Source organism: Burkholderia sp. AU44665 (assembly GCF_030504405.1).
Taxonomy (GTDB): domain Bacteria; phylum Pseudomonadota; class Gammaproteobacteria; order Burkholderiales; family Burkholderiaceae; genus Burkholderia; species Burkholderia semiarida.
Genome location: NZ_JAUJRI010000003.1, coordinates 55,886 through 76,995, shown reverse-complemented (window position 1 = coordinate 76,995; position 21,110 = coordinate 55,886). Strand labels below are relative to the sequence as shown.

The 21,110-nt window shown below is 67.0% G+C and carries 20 protein-coding genes; 12 read left to right on the top strand and 8 right to left on the bottom strand.

The genetic code is table 11. The features are described from left to right. Positions 1-15: 15 nt before the first annotated feature. The 6 genes from QZM15_RS08850 (at position 16) to QZM15_RS08825 (ending at position 5,620) form a co-directional block, all read left to right on the top strand. Positions 16-690, top strand: a complete 675-nt coding sequence (locus QZM15_RS08850) for a histidine phosphatase family protein (protein ID WP_059574768.1) — start codon at positions 16-18, stop codon at positions 688-690. A gap of 19 nt (positions 691-709) precedes the next feature. Next, positions 710-1,741 (top strand): phosphotransferase, encoded by a 1,032-nt coding sequence (locus tag QZM15_RS08845; protein ID WP_302106216.1) that lies wholly within the window; start codon positions 710-712, stop codon positions 1,739-1,741. 79 nt (positions 1,742-1,820) lie between these two features. After that, positions 1,821-2,585, top strand: a complete 765-nt coding sequence (locus QZM15_RS08840) for an SDR family oxidoreductase (RefSeq protein WP_059645183.1) — start codon at positions 1,821-1,823, stop codon at positions 2,583-2,585. 7 nt (positions 2,586-2,592) lie between these two features. Continuing rightward, positions 2,593-3,351, top strand: a complete 759-nt coding sequence (locus tag QZM15_RS08835; protein ID WP_124658894.1) for an SDR family NAD(P)-dependent oxidoreductase — start codon at positions 2,593-2,595, stop codon at positions 3,349-3,351. Positions 3,352-3,390: 39 nt separating this feature from the next. Beyond that, positions 3,391-4,635: an acyl-CoA dehydrogenase family protein gene (locus QZM15_RS08830; protein WP_302106215.1), complete on the top strand. Its 1,245-nt coding sequence runs from the start codon at positions 3,391-3,393 to the stop codon at positions 4,633-4,635. A 79-nt stretch (positions 4,636-4,714) separates the two neighbouring features. After that, a complete protein-coding gene (locus tag QZM15_RS08825) occupies positions 4,715-5,620 on the top strand; it encodes a LysR family transcriptional regulator (protein ID WP_089465898.1) in 906 nt (301 codons plus the stop codon). Between the two features lie 44 nt (positions 5,621-5,664). Here QZM15_RS08825 and QZM15_RS08820 read toward each other — a convergent pair whose 3' ends face one another. Then, positions 5,665-6,792, bottom strand: coding sequence for a J domain-containing protein (locus QZM15_RS08820; protein ID WP_302106214.1), 1,128 nt, complete (start codon positions 6,790-6,792; stop codon positions 5,665-5,667). Between the two features lie 133 nt (positions 6,793-6,925). Further along, entirely contained in the window at positions 6,926-9,310 is a 2,385-nt protein-coding gene (locus QZM15_RS08815) for a DNA polymerase II (protein ID WP_302106213.1), read from the bottom strand. Positions 9,311-9,450: 140 nt separating this feature from the next. Between QZM15_RS08815 and QZM15_RS08810 the strand changes: the two genes are divergently transcribed. Next, on the top strand, positions 9,451-10,035 hold the full coding sequence (locus QZM15_RS08810; protein ID WP_302106212.1) for a TetR/AcrR family transcriptional regulator: 585 nt from the start codon (positions 9,451-9,453) through the stop codon (positions 10,033-10,035). Positions 10,036-10,125: 90 nt separating this feature from the next. After that, positions 10,126-10,866, top strand: coding sequence for a 3-oxoacyl-ACP reductase family protein (locus QZM15_RS08805; RefSeq protein ID WP_181035496.1), 741 nt, complete (start codon positions 10,126-10,128; stop codon positions 10,864-10,866). Between the two features lie 83 nt (positions 10,867-10,949). Here QZM15_RS08805 and kdgT read toward each other — a convergent pair whose 3' ends face one another. Next, positions 10,950-11,969, bottom strand: coding sequence for a 2-keto-3-deoxygluconate transporter (gene kdgT, locus QZM15_RS08800; protein ID WP_302106211.1), 1,020 nt, complete (start codon positions 11,967-11,969; stop codon positions 10,950-10,952). A 209-nt stretch (positions 11,970-12,178) separates the two neighbouring features. Between kdgT and QZM15_RS08795 the strand changes: the two genes are divergently transcribed. Next, the gene (locus QZM15_RS08795) at positions 12,179-12,550 is read left to right on the top strand and encodes an SH3 domain-containing protein (RefSeq protein WP_104013279.1); all 372 of its coding nucleotides are present in this window, start codon (positions 12,179-12,181) and stop codon (positions 12,548-12,550) included. Between the two features lie 18 nt (positions 12,551-12,568). Here the strand turns inward: QZM15_RS08795 and QZM15_RS08790 are convergent, their stop codons facing one another. After that, positions 12,569-14,173: an EAL domain-containing protein gene (locus QZM15_RS08790; protein ID WP_302106210.1), complete on the bottom strand. Its 1,605-nt coding sequence runs from the start codon at positions 14,171-14,173 to the stop codon at positions 12,569-12,571. A 425-nt stretch (positions 14,174-14,598) separates the two neighbouring features. Between QZM15_RS08790 and QZM15_RS08785 the strand changes: the two genes are divergently transcribed. Next, positions 14,599-14,895, top strand: coding sequence for a hypothetical protein (locus tag QZM15_RS08785; protein ID WP_059574748.1), 297 nt, complete (start codon positions 14,599-14,601; stop codon positions 14,893-14,895). Positions 14,896-14,917: 22 nt separating this feature from the next. Here QZM15_RS08785 and QZM15_RS08780 read toward each other — a convergent pair whose 3' ends face one another. After that, positions 14,918-15,223, bottom strand: a complete 306-nt coding sequence (locus tag QZM15_RS08780) for a hypothetical protein (RefSeq protein ID WP_124862280.1) — start codon at positions 15,221-15,223, stop codon at positions 14,918-14,920. A 272-nt stretch (positions 15,224-15,495) separates the two neighbouring features. Here QZM15_RS08780 and QZM15_RS08775 point away from each other — a divergent pair, with 272 nt between their 5' ends. Continuing rightward, a complete protein-coding gene (locus QZM15_RS08775; RefSeq protein ID WP_275905298.1) occupies positions 15,496-16,032 on the top strand; it encodes a YcxB family protein in 537 nt (178 codons plus the stop codon). A gap of 89 nt (positions 16,033-16,121) precedes the next feature. Here QZM15_RS08775 and QZM15_RS08770 read toward each other — a convergent pair whose 3' ends face one another. From QZM15_RS08770 to QZM15_RS08760, 3 genes are all read right to left on the bottom strand, one after another. Continuing rightward, positions 16,122-17,747: a histidine-type phosphatase gene (locus QZM15_RS08770; RefSeq protein ID WP_275905299.1), complete on the bottom strand. Its 1,626-nt coding sequence runs from the start codon at positions 17,745-17,747 to the stop codon at positions 16,122-16,124. Positions 17,748-17,926: 179 nt separating this feature from the next. Then, positions 17,927-18,361 (bottom strand): phosphatase, encoded by a 435-nt coding sequence (locus tag QZM15_RS08765; RefSeq protein WP_275905300.1) that lies wholly within the window; start codon positions 18,359-18,361, stop codon positions 17,927-17,929. Positions 18,362-18,685: 324 nt separating this feature from the next. Continuing rightward, the gene (locus tag QZM15_RS08760; protein ID WP_275905301.1) at positions 18,686-20,044 is read right to left on the bottom strand and encodes an NAD(P)/FAD-dependent oxidoreductase; all 1,359 of its coding nucleotides are present in this window, start codon (positions 20,042-20,044) and stop codon (positions 18,686-18,688) included. Between the two features lie 100 nt (positions 20,045-20,144). Here QZM15_RS08760 and QZM15_RS08755 point away from each other — a divergent pair, with 100 nt between their 5' ends. Then, positions 20,145-21,098 carry a LysR family transcriptional regulator gene (locus tag QZM15_RS08755; RefSeq protein ID WP_059574736.1) on the top strand — a complete coding sequence of 318 codons (954 nt, stop codon included), beginning with the start codon at positions 20,145-20,147 and terminating at the stop codon, positions 21,096-21,098. Positions 21,099-21,110 lie beyond the last annotated feature (12 nt).

The following is a 21,110-nucleotide window of genomic DNA, read 5'->3' as shown; positions in this document are numbered from 1 at the left end:
CCTCGGGCGAGTGCAATGGCTGAACTCTTTCTGGTACGGCACGGACAGGCGTCGTTCGGCACCGACGACTACGACCGGCTTTCCGCGGCGGGCGACCAGCAGGGCGCCTGGCTCGGCGAATACTTCGCGCGGCAGGGCCTGACGTTCGACCGCGTGATCTGCGGCACGATGAACCGTCATGCGCAGACGGTCGCCGCGATCCTGCGCGGGATGGGCCGCGAAGGCGTCGCGGTCGACCGACATCCCGGCCTGAACGAATACGATTTCCACGGCCTGTTCGCGGCAGCCGCCAGCGACTACCCGGAGATCGCGCGGCTCGCGGCCGGATCGATGAAGGAGCACTTTCGCGCGCTGCGGCAGGTGCTGCAACTGTGGACCGAGGACAAGCTAGGCGATGCGGCGCCCGAAACCTGGGCTCATTTCCAGCAGCGCGTGGCCGCCGCGCGCGCGGCGATCCGCGCAGGCGGCGGCCGGCGCGTGCTGGCGGTGAGCTCCGGCGGCCCGATCGCGGTGACCGTGCAGCAGGTGCTCGCGGCGCCGCCGTCGAGCGCGATCGCGCTGAACCTGCAGATCCGCAACAGCAGTCTTTCACAGTTTTTCTTCAACGCCGACGCGTTCCACCTCGCGTCGTTCAACGGTATCCCGCATCTGGAGGATCCCGAACGACACGCGCTGCGCACCTACGGCTGACCCACGAACGATCGCGACGATGACGAACCCTTCCCAGCAACTCGACGTAGCCCGCCTCACGCGCTATCTGGAAACGCACGTGCCGGGCTTCGAAGGCCCGGTCGACACGGAGAAGTTTGCCGGCGGCCAGTCGAACCCGACTTTCCTGCTGAATGCGAAAAGCGGCCGCTACGTGCTGCGCCGCCAGCCGCCGGGCGAACTGCTGAAATCCGCGCACGCGGTCGACCGCGAATTCCGCGTGCTCACCGCGCTGTCGGGCACCGCGGTGCCGGTCGCGCGTCCGTATCACCTGTGCGAAGACCGCGACGTGATCGGCAGCCTGTTCTACGTGATGAGTTTCGAGGATGGCCGGATCTTCTGGGATCCCGCGCTGCCGGAACTGCCGAAGGCCGAGCGCGCGACCTGCTACGACGCGCTCTTGCAGACGATGGCCGCGCTGCACGACGTCGACGTCGACGCGGTGGGCCTCGCCGATTACGGCCGCCCCGGCAACTACTTCGAGCGGCAGATCGGCGTGTGGACGAAGCAGTATCGCGCGGCCGAAACGGGGCGCCTCGACGCGATGGAGACGCTGATCGACTGGCTGCCGAAAGCGTGCCCCGAGGACACGGGCCGGCCGGCGCTCGTGCACGGCGATTTCCGGATCGACAACCTGATGTTCGCGCGCGACGGCTATCGCGTGCAGGCCGTGCTCGACTGGGAGCTGTCGACGCTCGGCAACCCGCTCGCCGATCTCGCGTATTTCTGCATGTGCCTGCGGCTGCCGTCCGGCGGGCAGGTGCGCGGGCTCGCGGGCCAGGATCGCGCGGCGCTCGGGATTCCCGACGAAGCGGCGATCGTCGCGCGCTACTGCGAACTGCGCGGCATCGCGCCGATCCGCGACTGGCATTTCTACCTCGCCTTCAGTTTCTTCCGGCTCGCGGCGATCGCGCAGGGCGTGAAGGCGCGCGCGCTGCAGGGCAACGCATCGAGCGAGCAGGCGCTGCGCGTCGGCGAAATGGCCGGCCGGCTCGCCGAACTCGCCGTCGGCGTGATCGACGCGCATCGCTGACGTCGCCCGCGAAGCGTCGCGATTGCGACGCTCGTCGAGCGGCGACACGACAACACCATCAATGGAGGAGCACAGCAACATGGCAACGAACCTGTTCGACCTGACGGGCAAGATCGCACTGGTGACGGGCGCGAGCCGCGGCATCGGCGAGGAAATCGCGAAGCTGCTCGCCGAGCAGGGTGCGCACGTGATCGTGTCGAGCCGCAAGCTCGACGACTGCCAGGCCGTGGCCGACGCGATCGTCGCGGCGGGCGGTCGCGCCGAAGCGCTGGCGTGCCACGTCGGGCGCCTGGAGGACATCGCCGCGACGTTCGAGCACATCCGCGGCAAGCACGGTCGCCTCGACATCCTCGTGAACAACGCGGCCGCGAACCCGTATTTCGGGCACATCCTCGATACCGATCTCGCCGCGTACGAGAAGACCGTCGACGTGAACATCCGCGGCTACTTCTTCATGTCGGTCGAGGCCGGCAAGCTGATGAAGACGCACGGCGGCGGCGCGATCGTCAACACCGCGTCGGTGAATGCGTTGCAGCCGGGCGACCGGCAAGGCATCTACTCGATCACGAAGGCGGCCGTCGTCAACATGACGAAGGCGTTCGCGAAGGAATGCGGGCCGCTCGGCATCCGTGTGAATGCGCTGCTGCCGGGGCTCACGAAGACGAAGTTCGCGGGCGCGCTGTTCGCCGACAAGGACATCTACGAGACCTGGAAGGCGAAGATTCCGCTGCGCCGCCACGCGGAGCCGCGCGAAATGGCCGGCACCGTGCTGTATCTCGTGTCGGACGCGGCGAGCTATACGAACGGCGAATGCATCGTCGTCGACGGCGGCCTGACGATCTGAGCGCGCGATGAGACTCGACAGCTACGCGGGCCAGGCTGTGATGATCACCGGCGCCGCGAGCGGCTTCGGCGCGCTGCTCGCGAGCGAACTCGCCGCGATGGGCGCGCGGCTCGCGCTCGGCGACCTGAACGGCGAAGCGCTCGAACGCGTGGCCGCGCCGCTGCGCGCGGGCGGCGCCGACGTGATCGCGCAGCGCTGCGACGTGCGCATCGAAACGGACGTCGCGTCGCTGGTGCATGAAGCCGTCGCGCGCTTCGGGCGGCTCGACGTCGGCATCAACAACGCGGGTATCGCACCGCCGATGAAGGCGCTGATCGACACCGACGAAGCCGACCTCGACCAGAGCTTCGCGGTGAACGCGAAGGGCGTGTTCTTCGGGATGAAGCACCAGATTCGCCAGATGCTCGCGCAGCGCGAAGGCGTGATCCTGAACGTCGCGTCGATGGCCGGCCTCGGTGGCGCGCCGAAGCTGGCCGCGTACGCGGCGTCGAAACATGCGGTGGTCGGGCTCACGAAGACGGCCGCGCTCGAATACGCGCGCCACGGCATCCGCGTGAACGCGGTGTGTCCGTTCTACAGCACGACGCCGATGGTCACGGACAGCGACATCGGCGAGCGCCAGGATTTCCTCGCGCAGGGCTCGCCGATGAAGCGGCTCGGCCGGCCCGACGAAATCGTCGCGACGATGCTGACGCTGTGCGCGAAGGAAAACACTTATCTGACCGGGCAGGCCGTCGCCGTGGACGGCGGCGTCTCGGCCTTCTGAACCGGACGAACGGAAACACGCAATCTCGAGGAGTCGATCATGGACTTTGGCTACACCCCGAAAGTGGAAGCGCTGCGCGAACGCGTGCGGGCATTCATGGACGCGCACATCGTGCCGCGCATCCGTCAGTGGAACGACGAAGTGCATGCGGGCCAGTATCCCGTGTCGTTCATGGAGGAACTGAAGGAACGCGCGAAAGCGGAAGGGCTGTGGAACCTCTTCCTGCCGCATTTGAAGGACGACGAGCCCGGCACGGGCCTGACGAACCTCGAATACGCGCCGCTCGCCGAGATCATGGGGCGCGTGAGCTGGGCGTCGGAAGTGTTCAACTGCAACGCGCCGGATACCGGCAACATGGAGCTGCTGCACATGTTCGCGACGCCCGAGCAGCGCGAACAGTGGCTGCTGCCGCTGCTGCGCGGGGAAATCCGTTCGGCGTTCGCGATGACGGAGCCCGACGTCGCGTCGTCGGATGCGACCAACATCACGACCCGCATCGAGCGCGTGGGCGACGAGTACGTGATCAACGGCCGCAAGTGGTTCATCACGAACGCCGCGCATCCAAACTGCAAGATCTTCATCGTGATGGGCAAGACCGATCCCGATGCGGAATCGCACCAGCAGCAGAGCATGATCCTCGTGCCGCGCGACACGCCGGGCGTGACGGTCGTGCGCAACATCACGGTGGTCAATCACTACGCACCCGAAGGGCACTGCGAGATCACGTTCGACAACGTCCGCGTGCCGGTGCGCAACCTGCTCGGCGAGGAAGGCAGCGGCTTCGCGCTTGCGCAGGCCCGCCTCGGGCCGGGCCGCATCCACCACTGCATGCGTTCGATCGGCGCGGCCGAGCTGGCGCTGGAACTGATGATCGACCGCGCGCAGTCGCGCGTCGCGTTCGGCAAGCCGCTGAACCGGCACGGCACGGTCGGCGAATGGATTGCGCGCTCGCGCATCGAGATCGACCAGGCGCGCCTGCTGGTGCTGAAGGCCGCATGGATGATCGACAAGGTTGGCGCGAAGGCCGCGCGCAAGGAAATCTCGATGATCAAGGCGCTCGTGCCGACCGTCTATACGGACGTGTGCGACCGCGCGATGCAGGTGTTCGGCGCGGCCGGGCTGAGCCCCGATACGCCGCTGGCCGACCTGTGGACCTGGGGCCGCGCGCTGCGCTTCGCCGACGGCCCGGACGAGGTGCACCTGCAGGCGATCGCGCGAATGGAGATCAAGGACGGCGAACCCGGTGCGACCGCGCCGTACCTGACGCCGCCGCCGCGCGGGTGAGCGGCGCGCCGCGCGGGCCGGCGACGTGGGCGAACGGGAGGCGCACACCGTATTAATATGCCGGCAAGGAGATTCGGCGATGCGTCTTTCGAAGATCGATCTGAACCTGTTCGTCGTATTCGAGGCGATCTACAACAAGCGCAACCTGACGCGCGCGGCCGAGGTGCTGAACCTCACGCAGCCGGCCGTCAGCAACGCGCTGGCGCGGCTGCGCAAGACGCTGAACGATCCGTTGTTCGTCAGCACGCCGGCCGGGATGATGCCGACGCCGATGGCCGAGAACATCGTCGGCCGCGTGCGCGAGGCGCTGCAACTGCTCGATTCGAGCGCGCACGAAGGCGACGTGTTCGATCCGGCTACTTCGGCACGCGTGTTCCGGCTCAGCATGAGCGACCTGACCGAAGCGCTGCTGCTGCCGGCGCTCGGCGAGCTGCTGCAGGCGCATGCGCCCGGCATGCACGTGCGCAGCTATACGATGGACCGCCGCGAAGTCGCGACCGCGCTCGCGAACGGCTCCGTCGACATCGCGATCGACGCGCCGCTGATCGGCGATCCGCATCTGCACCAGGCGCTGCTGGTGCAGGACCGCTACGCGTGCATGATCCGCGACGATCATCCGTTCAAGGGCGACACGCTGACCATGGACGACTACCTGTCGATGGGGCATATCCACGTGTCGAGCCGCCGCAAGGGCAGCGGGCACGTCGACGCGGAACTGACGCGGCTCGGGCTGCGCCGCACCATCCAGATGCGCGTGCAGCACTACATGGTCGCGCCGCTGATCGCGATGCGCGGCGATCTCGCGTTGACCGCGCCGTTGCGGCTCTTGCAACGCTATCCGGCGCGGATTCTCGAGCTGCCGTTCGAGATGCCGGGGCTCGACTACTTCTGCTACTGGCATCGCAGCGCCGATCAGGACCAGGGGAGCCGGTGGCTGCGCGAGCAGTTGATGACGCTGATGGGCGGGATGGGCGAGGGGCGGTGACGCGTGGCGTGCGTGTCGCGCGTTCGCCGATACCTGAGTGCCGCTCAATACGAATCGTCGTCGAAGCGCGACGATGCCGGCCGGCGCTTCATGTCCTTCAACCAGTTCCGGACCTGTTCCGGATCCTCGAACTCGCGCAGCGCGACGCTCAGGTCCTGGTTGCTCCGCTGCATGCCGGCAATGTTGCGCGCGAGGATGCGCAGCACGGTATCGGGCGCGACCTTGGTGGACGACGCGATGCCGTAGGTCCGCCGGAAGTCGTTCTCGACGTGCACGATCTCCTGGTCGAGCTCACGCAGTTGTTCCTCGAGGATACCGTTGTAGCGCGTGAGTCGCGCTTCGCCGAGGCCATCGATCGCGCGCCGGTCGATCTGTTCGATCTCCAGCTGCAACTCGAGCAGTTGCAGCAGGTTGCCCTTCTCGTACGCGCGGTTGACCCGCTGCATCAGCACGGTCTTGCGTTGCTGCTCCTGCGGATCGGTTTCGCGATCGGGATGCAGCGCGCTCGCGAGCTTGCGATAGATCTCGCGGATCGACTTGCTCGACTCGGCCCGCTCGGCTTCGATCCGGGCTTGCGCGGCCGATTGCTTCGGTGCTTTCTTGCGCTTCGCGCGCTGGGCCTCGCGGGCCGCGTGAGCGGCCATGTCGCGCTCGAACTGCGCGTCGAGTTCGGCCTGCATGCGTTCCGCGAGTTCGTCGGGCGACAGCGCGTCGAGATCGTCCAGCGGTTGCGATTGCGGTTCGGCTTCCCGTGCCGGTTCCGCCGGCTCGGGATCGGCCGCGGCGGCGCCGACGTTTCCGGACGCGGCATGCCGGTTATAGATGATCTTCAGCGCCGGGTCGTCACTCACGTTCAGCAAATCATTCGCCATGTCGGCGATCAACTCGGACAGCATGCGCTGCTCGGCCTTGCTCAGGCCCTTCTGCAGAAACGCGTCGTCGAGCAGATGAATCAGCCGGATGCGCAGCGCCGTCGCTTCCTGTTCGAGCGGCAACAGCCCGTCCACGAACTTCTTCTGGAATGCCGGCATCACGGCTTCCCACGCGCCGAGCCGCTCGCGCCGCTTTTCGATCTGCTTGACGAGCGTATTGAACGTGTTCTGGGCTTTCGACAGGCTGGCTGTCTCGTGGCCGGGCGCGATGGCGACCGCGGCGCCGCGACGTGCGGTCATGATGGTGTCCTCCGGCCGCGGCGGGACGCGCGGCAGGCCGGTATTTTAGCCGGATGCCTGCGGGGCGGCGCGCAATGGGCGCTTCCCGGCAGGCCGCCGCGGCGTTCTCGTGTTCGGGCCGGATCGTGGGCCGTCAATCGCCGAACAACTGCCCCTGCCCGGAGATCACGCGTTCGAAATCGTCGCGCAGGAACGGCAGGATCGCATCGGCGACGGGCTGAAGCTGGCGGCTCAGGTAGAACGCATAGTCGATCGGCGAGCGCATCGTCTCGAGCGGCTCGGGGCCGGCCGTCGTCATCACGTAGCTGATCCAGCCGCCGCGCTGATACTGCAGCGGCCGGCCCTGCGCATGATTGAACTCGTCGGCGATGCGCGCCGCGCGCACGTGCGGCGGCACGTTGCGCTCGTATTCGCGCAGCGGCCGGCGCACGCGCTTGCGGTAGACGAGCTGATCGTCGAATTCGCCGGCCAGCGTGCGGCGTACGTAGTCGCGAATGAAATCCTGATACGGCTCGCGCCTGAACACGCGCCGGTACAGCTCGCGCTGGAATTGCTGCGCGAGCGGCGTCCAGTCGGTGCGCACCGTTTCGAGCCCCTTGAACACGAGATCCTCGCCGCCGTCGGCGGTCGCCGCGAGCCCCGCATAGCGCTTCTTGCTGCCTTCTTCCGCGCCGCGCACGGTCGGCATCAGGAAGCGGCGGTAATGCCGCTCGTATTGCAGTTCCAGCGCGCTGTCGAGCCCGAACTGCTCGCGCAGGTGGGTATGCCACCAGCGATTCACGTGTTCGACCAGCGCGCGGCCCTTGGCGCCGGCTTCGTCGTCGTCGTGCGCGCGGCCGAGCCACACGAACGTCGAATCGGTATCGCCGTAAATCACTTCGTATCCCTGACATTCGATCAGTTTGCGCGTGCGATGCATGATCTCGTGGCCGCGCATCGTGATCGACGACGCGAGGCGCGGGTCGAAGAAGCGGCAACCCGTCGAGCCGAGTACGCCGTAAAACGAATTCATGATGATCTTCAGCGCCTGCGACAGCGGCGCGTTGCGCTGCCGCTTCGCGTCGTCGCGCCCTTCCCACACGCGGCGCACGATGTCGGGCAGGCAGTGCGCGGTGCGCGAGAAACGCGCCCCGAGAAAACCGGGCACCGATGCGTCGTCGCCGGGATGCGCGAGCCCTTCGATCAGCCCGACCGGATCGATCAGGAACGTGCGGATGATCGACGGATAGAGGCTCTTGTAGTCGAACACGAGCACCGAGTCGTACAGCCCGGGCCGCGAATCCATCACGAAGCCGCCGGGGCTGTTCTGCCCCGTCACGTCGCCGAGGTTCGGCGCGACATAGCCGAGCCGGTGCATGCGCGGCAGGTACAGGTGCGTGAACGCCGCGACCGAGCCGCCGGTGCGATCGGCAGCCAGCCCCGTGACGCTCGCGCGTTCCAGCGCGAAGGACAGCAGGTCGGCCTTGTCGAAGATGCGCGTGACGAGCTCGCAATCCTTCAGGTTGTAGCGCGCGAGCGCGGGCTTGTCGTGATCGAAGCGGCGCTGGATCTCGTCCATCCGCTGGTACGGGTTGTCGATCGACTTGCCTTCGCCGAGCAGCGCCTGCGACACGTATTCGAGGCTGAACGACGGGAAGGTCCACGTCGCGGATTTCAGCATGTCGATGCCGTCGAGGATCAGCCGGCCGGCCGCGCCCGCGAAGAAGTGGTCGGGCTGCTGGCCGTGCGCGCGCCAGTCGAGCACGCTGCCGCCGCGCCCGAGCTTCAGCGGGATGCCGTACTGCTCGGAATGGGCATGCAGGATGCGCAGGTCGAACTGCACGAGGTTCCAGCCGATCACCGCATCGGGATCGTGCTCGTCGAACCAGTCGTTCAGCCGCGCAAGCATCGCGGGCCGGCTGTCGCAGTAGTCGAGGTCGAAGTCCAGGGGGCCTGCGTCGCTGCTTGCATCGCCGTTCGGCGGGCCGAGCATGTAGACCTGGCGCTGCCCGCAGCCTTCGAGCGCGATCGAGTACAGCTCGCCGTGGATGCTGGTTTCGATGTCGAGCGACACGCAGCGCAGCGTGGGGCGGTAACCGGTCGCGGGCTTCAGCTCGCCGCCGGTCAGCGTGCCATCGCGGCCGGGCTGGCCGCGAAACGCCACGCACGCGGTGATGAAGCGCTCCATCGCATAGCGGTCGGGCGGCTGCACGTCGGCTTCGTACACATCGACGCCGGCGGCGGCCAGACGCTTCTGGAGCCCCGACAGATGGCGGTAGCGCTTGCAATAGAGGCCGACGACCGGGCGCCGCCGGAAATCGCGCAGCGCGAGCGGGCGCAACTCGGCGTCGCGCTCGCCGGCCAGCGTGCGCTCGGCGAGCGCCTGCTGCTCGGCCGGGATGAACGCGACGGCTTCCTGCGGGCGCAACCGCACGCGGCGCGGGCCGTGTCCGGTTGCCAGCCAGAACTCGATCTCGATGCCGGATGCGGTGTCCCGCCAATGGCGGGTAAGGATGAAGCCCTGCTCGAACGCCGTCAAAACGCTTGCTCGTCGTGGATGCCCAGGCGGCGGATTTTAGCGCTTGGGCGGCGGATATGCCGACGTCACCGCGGACAAAAAAAGGGGCGGAGCGACGTCGAATTATTGACTGATGTGTCCATAACGCCTATTCTGCCGCCATGGTGAGACCACGTGAATTCGATCGGGACGAGGTGCTGGAGCGCGCGCTGCGCGTGTTCTGGGAGAAGGGCTACGCCGCGACGTCCACTGACGACCTGCTGAGCGCAATGCAAATCGGCAGGCAGAGCCTCTATAACGCGTTCGGCGACAAGCGCAAGCTGTACGTCGAAGCGCTTGAACGCTATCAGTCGGAGAGCGTGTCGGGCCACATCGCGCGCCTGACGGCGCCGGCATCCGCGCTCGCGGGCATCGAGGCGTTGCTGCTCGGCGTGATCGCCGTCAACCCGGCCAAACGCGTGCTCGGTTGCATGGGGGTCAATGCGATCTGCGAATTCGGCGCGGCCGATCCCGAACTGGTCGGCTTGCGTGAGAAGGCCGGTGCGATGCTGCATCGGCAGGTCGTCGCCCGCATCCGTGAAGGGCAGGATGTGGGCGAGATCGCCCCTGCGCTCGATGCGCGCGAGGCCGCGAACTTCGTCCTGACGACGATGTACGGGATCCAGCTCGGTGCGCGCGCCGGCGCGAAGCCGCAGGCGTTGCGCGCCACCGCCGGCTTTGCGGCCGACCGGCTCAGGGCGCACTGATATCGATGCAGGCAGGGCAACGCGCCGGCATGAGAGCCGGCGCTTTTTTGTGGGAAGTTATTGACTGATCAGTCCATTAAGGAGCGAAGCATGACAGGCAATTCCGAGGGTATGCACAAGGCGGCGATCGTGTTTGGCGGCTCGCGTGGGATCGGCGCGGCCATCGCGCGGCGGCTTGCGGCCGACGGCGCGAATGTCGCGTTCACCTATGTCTCGGCGCCGGAGCGCGCGCACGAGACCGCGGCCGCGATCGAGGCGCGCGGGCGAGCCGCGCTGGCGATCCGTGCCGACAGCGCGGATGCGGACGCAATCCGGCAGGCCGTCGCACAAGCAGTCGAACGTTTCGGGCGGCTCGACGTCGTCGTGGTCAACGCGGGCATCCTGAAGCTGGGAGACGTGGCCGACGTGAGCGTCGACGATCTCGACCGGATGCTCGCGGTCAACGTGAGAGGCGTATTCCTGGCCATCCAGGCCGGCGCTGCGCATCTCGCGCGCGGCGGCCGCATCGTCACGATCGGCAGCAATACGGCCGTGCGCAGCGGACATCCGGGTTCGAGCGTCTATTCGATGACGAAGGCCGCGGTGGCCGTGATGGTCAAGGGCATCGCCGTCGATCTCGCACCGCGCGGCATTACGGTCAACAACGTGCAGCCGGGGCCTGTCGAGACCGACATGACGGCCGATCATCTCGACCAGATCCGTCCGTTGATTCCGCTGCAGCGCGCCGGCAGTGGGGACGAGATCGCATCGCTGGTGGCGTGGCTCGCCGGTGCGGAATCGGGCTACATGACGGGTTCGAGCCTGACGATCGACGGCGGGATGGCGCTGTAGCTCGAAGAAGCACGCGAAACCGTTGCGCGACGCGCCGTTGGGTGCGCATTGAATTGGCCGGTTCGAGCGCGAACCGGCCCCGCTCAAACATGCCCCTCATGCTCGATCGCCCCACCGCTCCCGACCGGCGCCGCGACCCTCACCGGCACCCCCGCCGCCCTTGCCGCCCGCTTCGCCCACATCGCCGTCAGAATCGGCACGAGAATCGCCGTCACGAGGCACGCGGTCGCGACGATCGCCGTCGCCGCCGGCACCATCGGCCTGAACTTCGGGATCATCTCGCCGATGATCGCCGGGTTCGCGACCGCGGCGCCGGCCGTCGACGACGCGGCCAGCCCGGCCGTCCCGTTACCGCCGCCGATCACCTTGTCCGCCAGCATCAGCGGCACGCCCGTCACGACGATCACCGCGAGCCCGAGCGCGATGCCCGGCAGCCCGCTCTTCGCGATCACGTTCAGGTCGATGCCGTTGCCGAGCGCGAAACCGAAAAACGGGATCAGCGGATGCACGCAGCGCCCGAACAATTCGCGCAACGCCACGTCGAGGTTGCCGAGCGTGAAGCCGATCAGGAACGGCAGCACCGCGCCGACGAAGAGCCGCGTCTCGAACACCGCGACGCCGGCTGCGCCGAGAATCAGCATGCTGACGAGCGGCCCCGATTCGATCGACATCAGCACGAACGCGCCGGCCTCTTCCTTGCTGCCGTACTGCTGCATCACGGCCGCGTAGAGGCCGCCGTTGGTCATGTCCATCGAGGTCGTGATCGCGAGCAGCGACAGGCCCGCGAACAGGCCGGTGCGGATGCCGTCGTCGGGGATGAACCGCGCGGCGATCACCGTCGCGAGCCACGCGACCACGATCTTCGTCGCGAGCAGCGTGCCCGATTTGCGCAGCACGACGCCCGCTGCGCGCAGGTTGATCGTCGCGCCCATGCAGAAGAACCATACGGCGAGGATCGGCACCGTGCCGGCGATCAGGCCGTTGGTGAACGAGCCGAAGTACTTGCCGGCGTTCGGCGCGAACGTATGCACGCACGCGCCGAGCAGCATCGGGACCAGCATGAGCCCGCCCGGAATGCGGTCGATAGCCTGTTTCAGCTTCACGTCTCCTCCGTGGACGTCGATGCGTCCCGTTGTCGAATGATGTCTGTTGACTGACTATAGGACATGTTTCGGCATGGTGGTCCGTTTTTGTGAATGTCGACGGCGGTCGTATCATCCGGAAGCGACGACGGTCGCGCGGGATCGAGCGTGTGCCGGCCGCGAACCGGCAAAACGAAAAAACGAGACGGCGCAAAGAACGAATGAAACAGATGAAAATGACGATGCGCATGGGCATCGCGATGCTGGCGCTCGGCGCGGGCCTCGGCGCGAACGGCGCGCACGCAACGAGCACGGTGGACTGCGGGAAGCTCGATGCGGCCACGAGCGGCCCGGACGACAACTTCCGGCCACCGGCGTCCGGCACGGTCGTCGGTATGGGGCGCGCGTATTTCCATTCGGCGCCCGACGCGCGGTGCGTCACGAAGCGGACTTTCATCGTCCCCGGCGATTCGGTGACGGTCTACAAGTCGCACGGGCGCTGGTACGACATCATGTACGTGAACGGCAAGACCGGCGACGACTTCGAAGGATGGGTCGAGCAGGACCGTGTGCGCCTCGGCGGTCAGTACGGCGCGCAGTAGCCGCCGGCCGCGGCGGCGCTACGCGGTCGCCCATGCGAAATCGCGCTCGAGGTTTTCCGCGCGCAGCGGCCGCTGATACAGGTACCCCTGCGCGTACTGGATCCCGACCGCATGCAGCGCGCGATGCTGCGCCTCGGTCTCCACGCCTTCCGCGATGATCTTCAGGCCGTAGTGATGCGCGACGGCCGCGATTCCCTCGATCAGCCTCGCGCTGCCGCCGTCCAGTTGCGACACGAACTGTCGATCGATCTTCACGTAGTCGAACGGAAAGCGCGACAGCATGTCGAGATTGCTGTGATGCGTGCCGAAATCGTCGATCGCGAACTTCGCGCCTTTCGACCGCAGCGCCTGGAAGATCTCGGTGGTGCGCGCGTTCTTCTCGAGCAGGATGCGCTCGGTGACTTCGAGCACCAGCGTGAAGCCGGGCGGCAGCGCGCGAATCGCGTCCTCGACGACGGCCACGAACCGCGCGCGCTCGAGATCCTGCGGCGCGACGTTTACCGCGATGCGCAGCGGCGCGGACGGCGCCAGCGCGGTCAGTTCGGATACGGCCGTGCGCAGCACGAATTCGGTGATCTTCGGCAACATGGGGCTCGATTCCACCTGCGGGATGAACGCGGCCGGGCTGATGGCCCCCCACTTCGGATGCTGCCAACGCAACAGCGCCTCGACGCCGACCGTCCTGCGCGTCTGCACGTCGACGATCGGCTGGTACACCACATGGAACTCGTTGCGCCTGAGCGCGTGGCGCACGGCTTTCAGCAGCAGCCGCCGCGGCGCCATCGCGAGCAGGTAGGCGGCCATCACGAGGCTGTCGGCCAGCAGCACGATCGTCGCGCAGATCAGCCGGTAGTGGCGCTGGACCTGTGACGCGTAGCGCGCCGATGCGACGACCGACACCGTGAACGGCCAGCGCCGCGAGGCCATCGTGCTGCCGCCCGCGGGGCCTGCATCCGTTTCCGGCGCGAACGCACCGTGCTGATCGAGACGCCCCGAGCCCGCGATCGACAGCGTGGCCGTTTCCGCTTCGTTGCCGGCGCCGTGCGCGAGCGCATCGGCCACGTAGTCGCCTTCGATCAGGTACAGGACGCCCGCGCCATGCGCGGTGGCGCGGAACACGGACAGCACCGGAACGCCATGCTGGAACGGCGTCTGACGCAGCAGCGTGACGATCGTCGATCCCGGTTCGGGTTCGCGCGCGTACGCGGCGAGCGGCACGTCGATCGAGCCGAGCGCCGACGAGCATGTGACGCGACCGTCGCTCACCAGTGCGACGGCACGCAGATAGCGCAGGCGAGTGCTTACTTCGGCAAGTGACCGGAACACCGTCGCGCACGGCCGTCCGACGAGCGCGGTCAACTCGTCCGCGTGTCGGAGGCGCACGCCGTCCAGAATGCGATCCACGGAAGCCACGATGTCGTTTGCCACGACACGCTCGTGCGCGGTGACGGCATCGCGCGCATAGCGGTCGGCCAGCATGATCGCAAGCACGGGCACGAGCACGCAGATGATCACGGCGGCGAAAAAGACGCCGCGCGGCCACGCGCCGCTGCGCTGGAAAAGGGGCTTCGAGCCGGGCGTGAGCGCCCACAGTCGTGCGATTGCCTTTGATGTTGTACGCATGGCGTGGCAAGTCGAACTGGTCGATGCGCGAACGGCGCGCATGCCGCATGCCTGATGCCGGTCATGCGGCTCGCGCGCCGGTTTCGGGACGCCGATCGACTCGGCCGCCGCGACGGCATCGGGTGAGCCTGTCGCGATCGGCCATTCATCTGGCAGCATTCCTCAATAACATGCGCGCATCAAGCATGTATATCGACGCAGCGTACCGAAAAAAGCCCCGGCCGCACAGTGTGTGCGGCCGGGACCAAAGACACCGTCTCTTGGCACGAGGATGGTGCGCGGCCAGTATAAGGGGCGGCGCGCCATTACGAAATGTTATTGTCTAAAAATCGGCGCGGTTTTGTGATTGTGTCTCAAAAAGAAACATTTCAACGTGGCGCCGTGGCCGGCAACCTGCTGCCCGCGCGTCAAACCGGAGCGTTGTGATGGAAGAAAATGCCGCACCCACGGTCGTCGTGACCGATGGCGCCGCCGTGGCGGACGGCGGTTCGCTGTGGATCCGGATTTCGGTGGACGGAGAGACCCGCGACTATTCGCTCGATCGCGCACTCGCGTCGCGCGGTACGCCGAGCTACGACAGCATCCGCGGCGCGCACGGCGTGCTGTCGAACGACGAACGACGCGAATTGCGGCGGTTGCTGGCGCGCATCGCCGACCCAGCGATGTGGCGCGGCATCGTCGGCACGTTCATCGAGGTGCTGGAGCGGCCCGACGAGCCATGAACGAGGCGGGGCCGGCCGGGATTCAGAAATCGTCGCGCATCTTGTGGAGCAGGCCGCTCGGTGACTGATGCGTGTCCACGGCGGTGAGAACGTCGGTCAGGAACCACGGCAGGTTCAGCTGCGTGTCGGAATCGCCGACGCAGACGCGGATCGGCGGCGCGCTGGAGAGAGAACGGGCGCCTTGTGCGGCATCCCGCGACGGTACGCAATTCTTCGCGTATGCGTGAGCCGAAGCCGGCGCGACGGCTCCGGAGGGCGTACCGGCGATGGCCGACAGGCTGATGGCGGCAAACAGGGTCAGGGCAGCGGCGAGGGCGACGCGTTTCATGGGGATTCTCCGACGATGCTCGTTCGACCGTGCGAGCCGATGCGAGTTCGCCCCGACAGGATCGCTCAGCCGCCCGCGCCGGCCGCCGGCTGCGCCCCGCGTGGACGTCATTCACGCAGGTATATTGTCGCCGTGCATCGACCGGCAGGCGATATCGCGCGGCTTCGTTTGCACGTCATCGTGCGCGTGCACTGCCGGCCGTCTGGATCGCGCAGCCCGCGGTGACGCATCCACAGCAAATCCAGGAACCAGACAACATTCCGAGCCCGCCCATGCCCACGAGCGATACCGAAGTCGTTTTTCAAATAACCCCGGATGATCTCGTCCACGCATACCGCCTGAATCTTTGGCGCAGGTACAACGGGAAAGCCCTGCTCAAGTCGTTTGCGACTCTTGCGATCGTGTACGTCGTGCTGCTGGTCGGCGGTGTCCGGGTAGCAAGCGGACATTTTCCGGAATGGCGCCATGTCTGGATGGCCGCGGGAATCGCGGCTGTCGTGGCGATCGGCGTGCCCGTTCTGAATCACCTGATCATGCCGCGCGCAGGCCGCAAGATTTACGACCAGCAAAGGGCGCTTCATCAGCGTTACACGGTCATTTTCGAAGGCGACCGCTTCGTTGTCGAAACGCCGACTTCGCGCGACGAAATTCGCTATGCGGATCTCATTCACTGGAGCGAGGATCGTCAGATGATCCTGCTTTATCAGTCATCGGTGATGTTCCGCGTGGTACCGAAGCGCGTGCTGGACGATGGACAACTGGCATTCCTGCGCCAGGCGCTGCTTCAGAACGGCGTGCGCAAGGTCTAGCGGGACGCGGCGTGTGTAGCGAAGTCCGGACGGTCCGCGCCGTCCGGGTTTCAACGTGCGGTTCCGGCCAGAAGGCCCCGCGCATCACGTCACTGATAGCCGTAACACTGCTTCAGCGCCGCGTAGTCGTAGAAGTGGCTGCCCGGCGCGATCTTCGCGCCGTCGCACGCGGCCTGGAAATCCGTCTCGCGCTCGTTGTACAGCATCTTCACGATGAGCCGCGACCCGTTGCGATAGACGTCCCACTGCATGTTCGCGGCCATCGGCGATACCTGATCGCCGCGCCACGGGTTGTTCGCATACGTGTACGTCTGCGACTGAGGCGTCGGCACGAACACGTTCTTCAGGTTCATGATCGACGCGAACGGAATCACGACCTCCGCATGCGTGAAGCGCAGCTTCGCGGCGTGCGTCAGGTCGCCGCGCGCGATCGCGTCGACCTCGGCGAAGAAATCGTCCTGCAGCCCCTTCGCCATCCGGTACGTTACGGGGTTTGCTTCCTGGATGCCGGGGCCCTTCTGGTAGTAGTCCTCGGCATCCTGCAGGTACGCGAGATACTGCGCCTGCTCGGCACCGATGTACTTCTCCATCGTGACGCCGCCGGTTTCAGCGGTCATCGCAGGCGCAACCTGCAGCAGGTTGTACAGCACGTTCACTGCGTCGACGGCCGTCGCGATCTTCGTCTTGCCGTCGCCCTTCAGCGTGTTGGTGAACTTGCCGTCGGTCGACGTGAACGCATAGGTGCCGGTATTCGCGAACGTGTAGCCGTCGGCGCCGAGCTTCGCGATGAAGGCGGGCGACACGAGCGCGGACAGCACCGTTTGCGCGACGTCGGCCGCTTGCGGCGCGGCCTTGATCGCCTTCAGCTTCGCGGCCACCGTCGCGTCGTTTGCATAGGCCTGGTACGCTTGGCTCGCCTGATAGGTCGCGTAGTACGGATCGCTCGCGTCGGTCACGAGATCGGTGGCCGGTTTCAACGCGTGGAAATACAGCAGGAAACGATTGGTGCCGGCCGGCTGCGCGACCGGCGCGCTCGCCGGATAGCCGGACGGCGCGGCCGGCAGCGTGATGGCCGACGCCAGTGCCGGCTGCGCGGCAACGAGCGCCGCCGAGAAATACGTCGAACTGTCGACCGCGCGATCCTGGCCCGAGTTGACCACCACCACCTGCCGGTTGCCGGCGGCGAACAGCGCGGGCAGCCGCTGCGCGAGACGCGCGGCGAGTTGCTGATGTTCGCGGATGCCGGCTTGCGTGAGGTTGCCGTACCCGGGTGTCGAGATGCCCTGCACGCCGTAGCCGAGCAGCGCATTGGCCTTCATCATCGCGTATGTGTCGGCCTTGAGCTGCGCGCCGAGCGCGGTCAGCGCGCCGTCGGCCTCGGCCTTGAGCAGCATCGCGTAGATCGCGCCGTCGTACTTGAAGCCCGACAGCCCGCGCGAGCCGTGACGGGCGACGAGTTCGGTATAGACGGGCGCGTAGCCGGCCGGCGGCGCTTCGTACGTCGCGGCGTCCTGTTGCGGACGGTACGGCGTCTTCGTCTGGTAGTAGGTCGCGGGTGCCGGGGCCGGCGTGGGCTGCGGCTGCGGCTGCGGGGCCGGCGCCGTGCCGTTGTTGTCGGCCGACGTGGCAGGCGCTGTCGAGTCATTCCCGCCGCAAGCGGCGAGCAACAGGCAGGCAATCGTGAGGGCGGCGGCGGTGCGGGTCGGGCGTGTCATCGTGGCGGGCAACGGATCGGACGATGCGCATGCGCGTCGTCCGTTTCCGGGGATGTGATCGAACCCCGAAGTGTCGCAAGCGACTTTGACAGCAGAATGTCAGGATGCGGGTGGGCACGCGCCCGATTGCCGCCGGAGCGACGATGACGGCCGGCCGCGGCCGGCTCGTGTGCCGGCGTTCAGTGCAGCTCGGCCGATGCGATCGAGCGCACCGTATCGGTGATGCTCACGCAGCGCGACAGCCCGAAATGCTCGGCCTCGCGGCGTTCCCGCTCGCTGCTCGCGATCCCGACCGCGCGCTCCGGCGGCACGCCGAGCGCTTGCAGCGCGACATCGAACGGATGCTGATTCGATCCGGACTCCTGTCGATTGGCGTCCGTGACGACGACCGAGAAGCGGTCGAGGTTCGCGCGGCCGAACTGGCCTTCGAACATGTCGCTGAGCCGCGCGGCCGGCAGCGTCGTGACGAGACCGAGTCGATAGCCTTCTTCCGATGCCCGGTCGAGCCACTGGATGATCGCGTCGCGCTGGTTGCGCGATTCGCGCGAATCCGGTGTTGCTTCGATCTGCGCGAATGCTGCGTCGAGACGGGTGACGATGGCTTCGATGACCACGGTGATTCCTTTTCAGAAACGTGATGATCCGTTCGCCGACGGGAATGCCTCACACCTTAGCGTCGATCCGGAAAACGCGACCAATTAATATTTTTAGCCGACTCATACGATCCGACTAATGAATGGGGCGGCCAGCCACAGCGGGCGCGGGATGCGTGTCGCGCGGCATGTCCCGCCGGAATGGCGTCGTATCGGCGGCCTTCAACGTGATGCACCAGTGTGGCGCGCATTGCGGACGAATCACGCATATGCATAGGGAAATACGGCATATCGGGCGATGGCCACGCGATATGCCGTGTTGCGATGCCGTGTGTGAGTCGTTGCTCAGTGCAACTTGATCGACGGCTGGTGACGGCTTTGCAGCCAGTGGCTCAGCGACTGGAACAGCGCGCGCTTCATGCCCACCACGTTGAACAGGTGCTTGCGATACAGGAACTTGTACAGCCCGATCGCCGCCAGCCCGTCGACGATCAGCGAGCGCGAGCGCACGCCGATGCCCGCCTGGTACACGGCGCCCGCGTGCCCGAGCGACACGACGGTGCCCGCATCGCGGAACGTGAAGCCGGCTACCGGCTTGCCGGCGACGCGGCGCGCGAATGCATTGACCAGATACACGGCCTGCTGGTGCGCGACCTGCGCGCGCGGCGGCAGGAACCCGCCCGCACCGGTCGACGGGCACGCGGCGCAGTCGCCGAACGCGTACACGTGCGGATCGTCGGGCGTCTGCAGCGTGTCGGTCACGATCACCTGGTTCGACCGGTTGAGCGCGATGTCGCCGATGTCCCGCAGCATCGCGGGCCCGGCGACCCCGGCCGCCCAGATCGTGATGTCGCTCGCGAGGCGTTCGCCGGTCGCGGTCGTCACGGCATCCGCGCCGACTTCCGCCACGCGCGTATCGGTCAGCACGTCGACGTTCAGCGCGCGAAGCTGCGCGTGCATCTTGCCGGACAACCGTTCGTCGAGCGCCGGCAGGATGCGCGGGCCGCCTTCGATCAGCCGGATGTGCACGTCGCGCGCGGACACCAGCGCCTTGAAGCGGTACGTCGTCAGTTGCTGGATCGCGTGCCGCAGCGCGGCGGCCAGCTCGACGCCGGTCGCGCCCGCGCCGATCACGTTGATGGAGATCGGCGCCGCGCGCCGCGCGGGCTGCTGCTCGGCCAGATGGTTCGCCTTCGTGCACGCAGCGAGGAACTTGCGGCGGAAATCCTCGGCCTGGTCGAGGTTTTCGAGCGGCAGCGCATGACGCTCGGCGCCCGGCACGTTGAAGAAGTTCGTCACGCTGCCGACCGCCAGCACGAGATCGTCATAGTCGAGCGTCCGCTGCGGCAGGACCTCCGTGCCGTCCGCATCCTGCACGGCTGCGATCGTCGCCGTGCGTGCCGCGCGGTCGACCCGCTGCAGCGCGCCCTGCACGAAGCGAAAGCCGTGGCGCTTCGCCTGCGCCGCGTATTCGATCGTGTGGGAAGCCGGATCGCGATGGCCCGACGCGGCTTCATGCAACAGCGGCTTCCAGAAGTGCGTCGGATAGCGGTCGACGAGCACGACTTCGGCTTGCCCGCGGCGTCCGACCGTATCGCCGAGACGCGTGGCGAGCTGCAGGCCGCCGGCGCCGCCGCCGACGATCACGATGCGCGGCAGGCGCGGTGCGCGGTCCGTTGCAAGGTTGGGCGTGGTGTTGTCCATGGTGGGCTCCCGCTGAATGACGATTCGCATGACATTGCTCAAGAGCCGACGATATAGTTTCGTACCCAGTCGAACAATTTAATGTTTATAAGCGACTCATATGTATTCACTTATAGGAAAGACCGCGACGTTCCGGCAGTTGAAGGCGCTGGACATGATCGCGCGGCTCGGCAGCGTGTCGCGCGCGGCCGAGGAGCTGAACCTGACGCAGCCGGCCGTGTCGCTGCAGGTTCGCCTGCTCGAGGAGGCCGTGGGCGCCGCGTTGCTGCAGCGGGTCGGGCGCGGCGTGCAATTGACCGCGGCCGGCGAGATCGTGGCGCGCTACGCGCGCGAGATCCTGCATCTGTGGAGCGAGGCCGGCGACGAAGTGGCCGCGCTGACGGGCGATCTCGGCGGCACGCTGCGGATCGGCGCGATCACGACGGCCGAATACCTGATCCCGCCGCTGCTCGTCAAATTCACCGCGACGCGCCCGCACGTGAAGACGTATTTCAAGGTCGGCAACCGCGACGACATCATCCGCATGCTCGCGACGCATGAAATCGATCTCGCGGTGATGGGCAGCGCGCCGAAGGAGCTGCGTACGCACGCGGTCGAATTCGCGAAGCATCCGATGGTGTTCGTCGCGGCGCCCGGTCATCCGCTGATGCAGCGCAAGCGCGTCGCGCTGAAGGATCTCGAATCCGCGCACCTGCTCGTGCGCGAACGCGGCGCGGGCACGCGCTCGACCGTCGAGAGCCTGTTCAAGAACGCGGGCTACCGCTTTCATGTGGGCTCCGAACTGTCGAGCAACGAGGCGATCAAGCAGATGGCCGAAGCGGGGCTCGGCGTCGCGTTCCTGTCGTTGCATGCGTGCGCGCTCGAATTGCGCACGGGGCTGCTCGGGCAACTGCCGTTTCCCGGCAACCCGATCGAGCGCGAATGGTATGTGGTGACGCTCGCCGACCGGCGGATCTCGCAGGTGACGGGGCTGTTCCGCGACTTCCTGATCAAGCAGGGCGCGCCGGTGATCGACGGGGCGTCGGCCGCGCCGCACGAGCGGCGGCGCAAGTAGGCGGGGTGTCGA

What these genes read in the sequence shown, in the direction of transcription:
- QZM15_RS08760 (WP_275905301.1), bottom strand. Translation starts at nt 20,044, where the DNA reads ATGGACAACACCACGCCCAACCTTGCAACGGACCGCGCACCGCGCCTG.
- QZM15_RS08790 (WP_302106210.1), bottom strand. Translation starts at nt 14,173, where the DNA reads ATGCGTACAACATCAAAGGCAATCGCACGACTGTGGGCGCTCACGCCC.
- QZM15_RS08775 (WP_275905298.1), top strand. Translation starts at nt 15,496, where the DNA reads ATGCCCACGAGCGATACCGAAGTCGTTTTTCAAATAACCCCGGATGAT.
- QZM15_RS08805 (WP_181035496.1), top strand. Translation starts at nt 10,126, where the DNA reads ATGACAGGCAATTCCGAGGGTATGCACAAGGCGGCGATCGTGTTTGGC.
- QZM15_RS08770 (WP_275905299.1), bottom strand. Translation starts at nt 17,747, where the DNA reads ATGACACGCCCGACCCGCACCGCCGCCGCCCTCACGATTGCCTGCCTG.
- QZM15_RS08810 (WP_302106212.1), top strand. Translation starts at nt 9,451, where the DNA reads ATGGTGAGACCACGTGAATTCGATCGGGACGAGGTGCTGGAGCGCGCG.
- QZM15_RS08795 (WP_104013279.1), top strand. Translation starts at nt 12,179, where the DNA reads ATGAAAATGACGATGCGCATGGGCATCGCGATGCTGGCGCTCGGCGCG.
- QZM15_RS08755 (WP_059574736.1), top strand. Translation starts at nt 20,145, where the DNA reads ATGTATTCACTTATAGGAAAGACCGCGACGTTCCGGCAGTTGAAGGCG.
- QZM15_RS08785 (WP_059574748.1), top strand. Translation starts at nt 14,599, where the DNA reads ATGGAAGAAAATGCCGCACCCACGGTCGTCGTGACCGATGGCGCCGCC.
- QZM15_RS08835 (WP_124658894.1), top strand. Translation starts at nt 2,593, where the DNA reads ATGAGACTCGACAGCTACGCGGGCCAGGCTGTGATGATCACCGGCGCC.
- QZM15_RS08845 (WP_302106216.1), top strand. Translation starts at nt 710, where the DNA reads ATGACGAACCCTTCCCAGCAACTCGACGTAGCCCGCCTCACGCGCTAT.
- QZM15_RS08830 (WP_302106215.1), top strand. Translation starts at nt 3,391, where the DNA reads ATGGACTTTGGCTACACCCCGAAAGTGGAAGCGCTGCGCGAACGCGTG.
- QZM15_RS08825 (WP_089465898.1), top strand. Translation starts at nt 4,715, where the DNA reads ATGCGTCTTTCGAAGATCGATCTGAACCTGTTCGTCGTATTCGAGGCG.
- QZM15_RS08820 (WP_302106214.1), bottom strand. Translation starts at nt 6,792, where the DNA reads ATGACCGCACGTCGCGGCGCCGCGGTCGCCATCGCGCCCGGCCACGAG.
- QZM15_RS08850 (WP_059574768.1), top strand. Translation starts at nt 16, where the DNA reads ATGGCTGAACTCTTTCTGGTACGGCACGGACAGGCGTCGTTCGGCACC.
- QZM15_RS08780 (WP_124862280.1), bottom strand. Translation starts at nt 15,223, where the DNA reads ATGAAACGCGTCGCCCTCGCCGCTGCCCTGACCCTGTTTGCCGCCATC.
- QZM15_RS08840 (WP_059645183.1), top strand. Translation starts at nt 1,821, where the DNA reads ATGGCAACGAACCTGTTCGACCTGACGGGCAAGATCGCACTGGTGACG.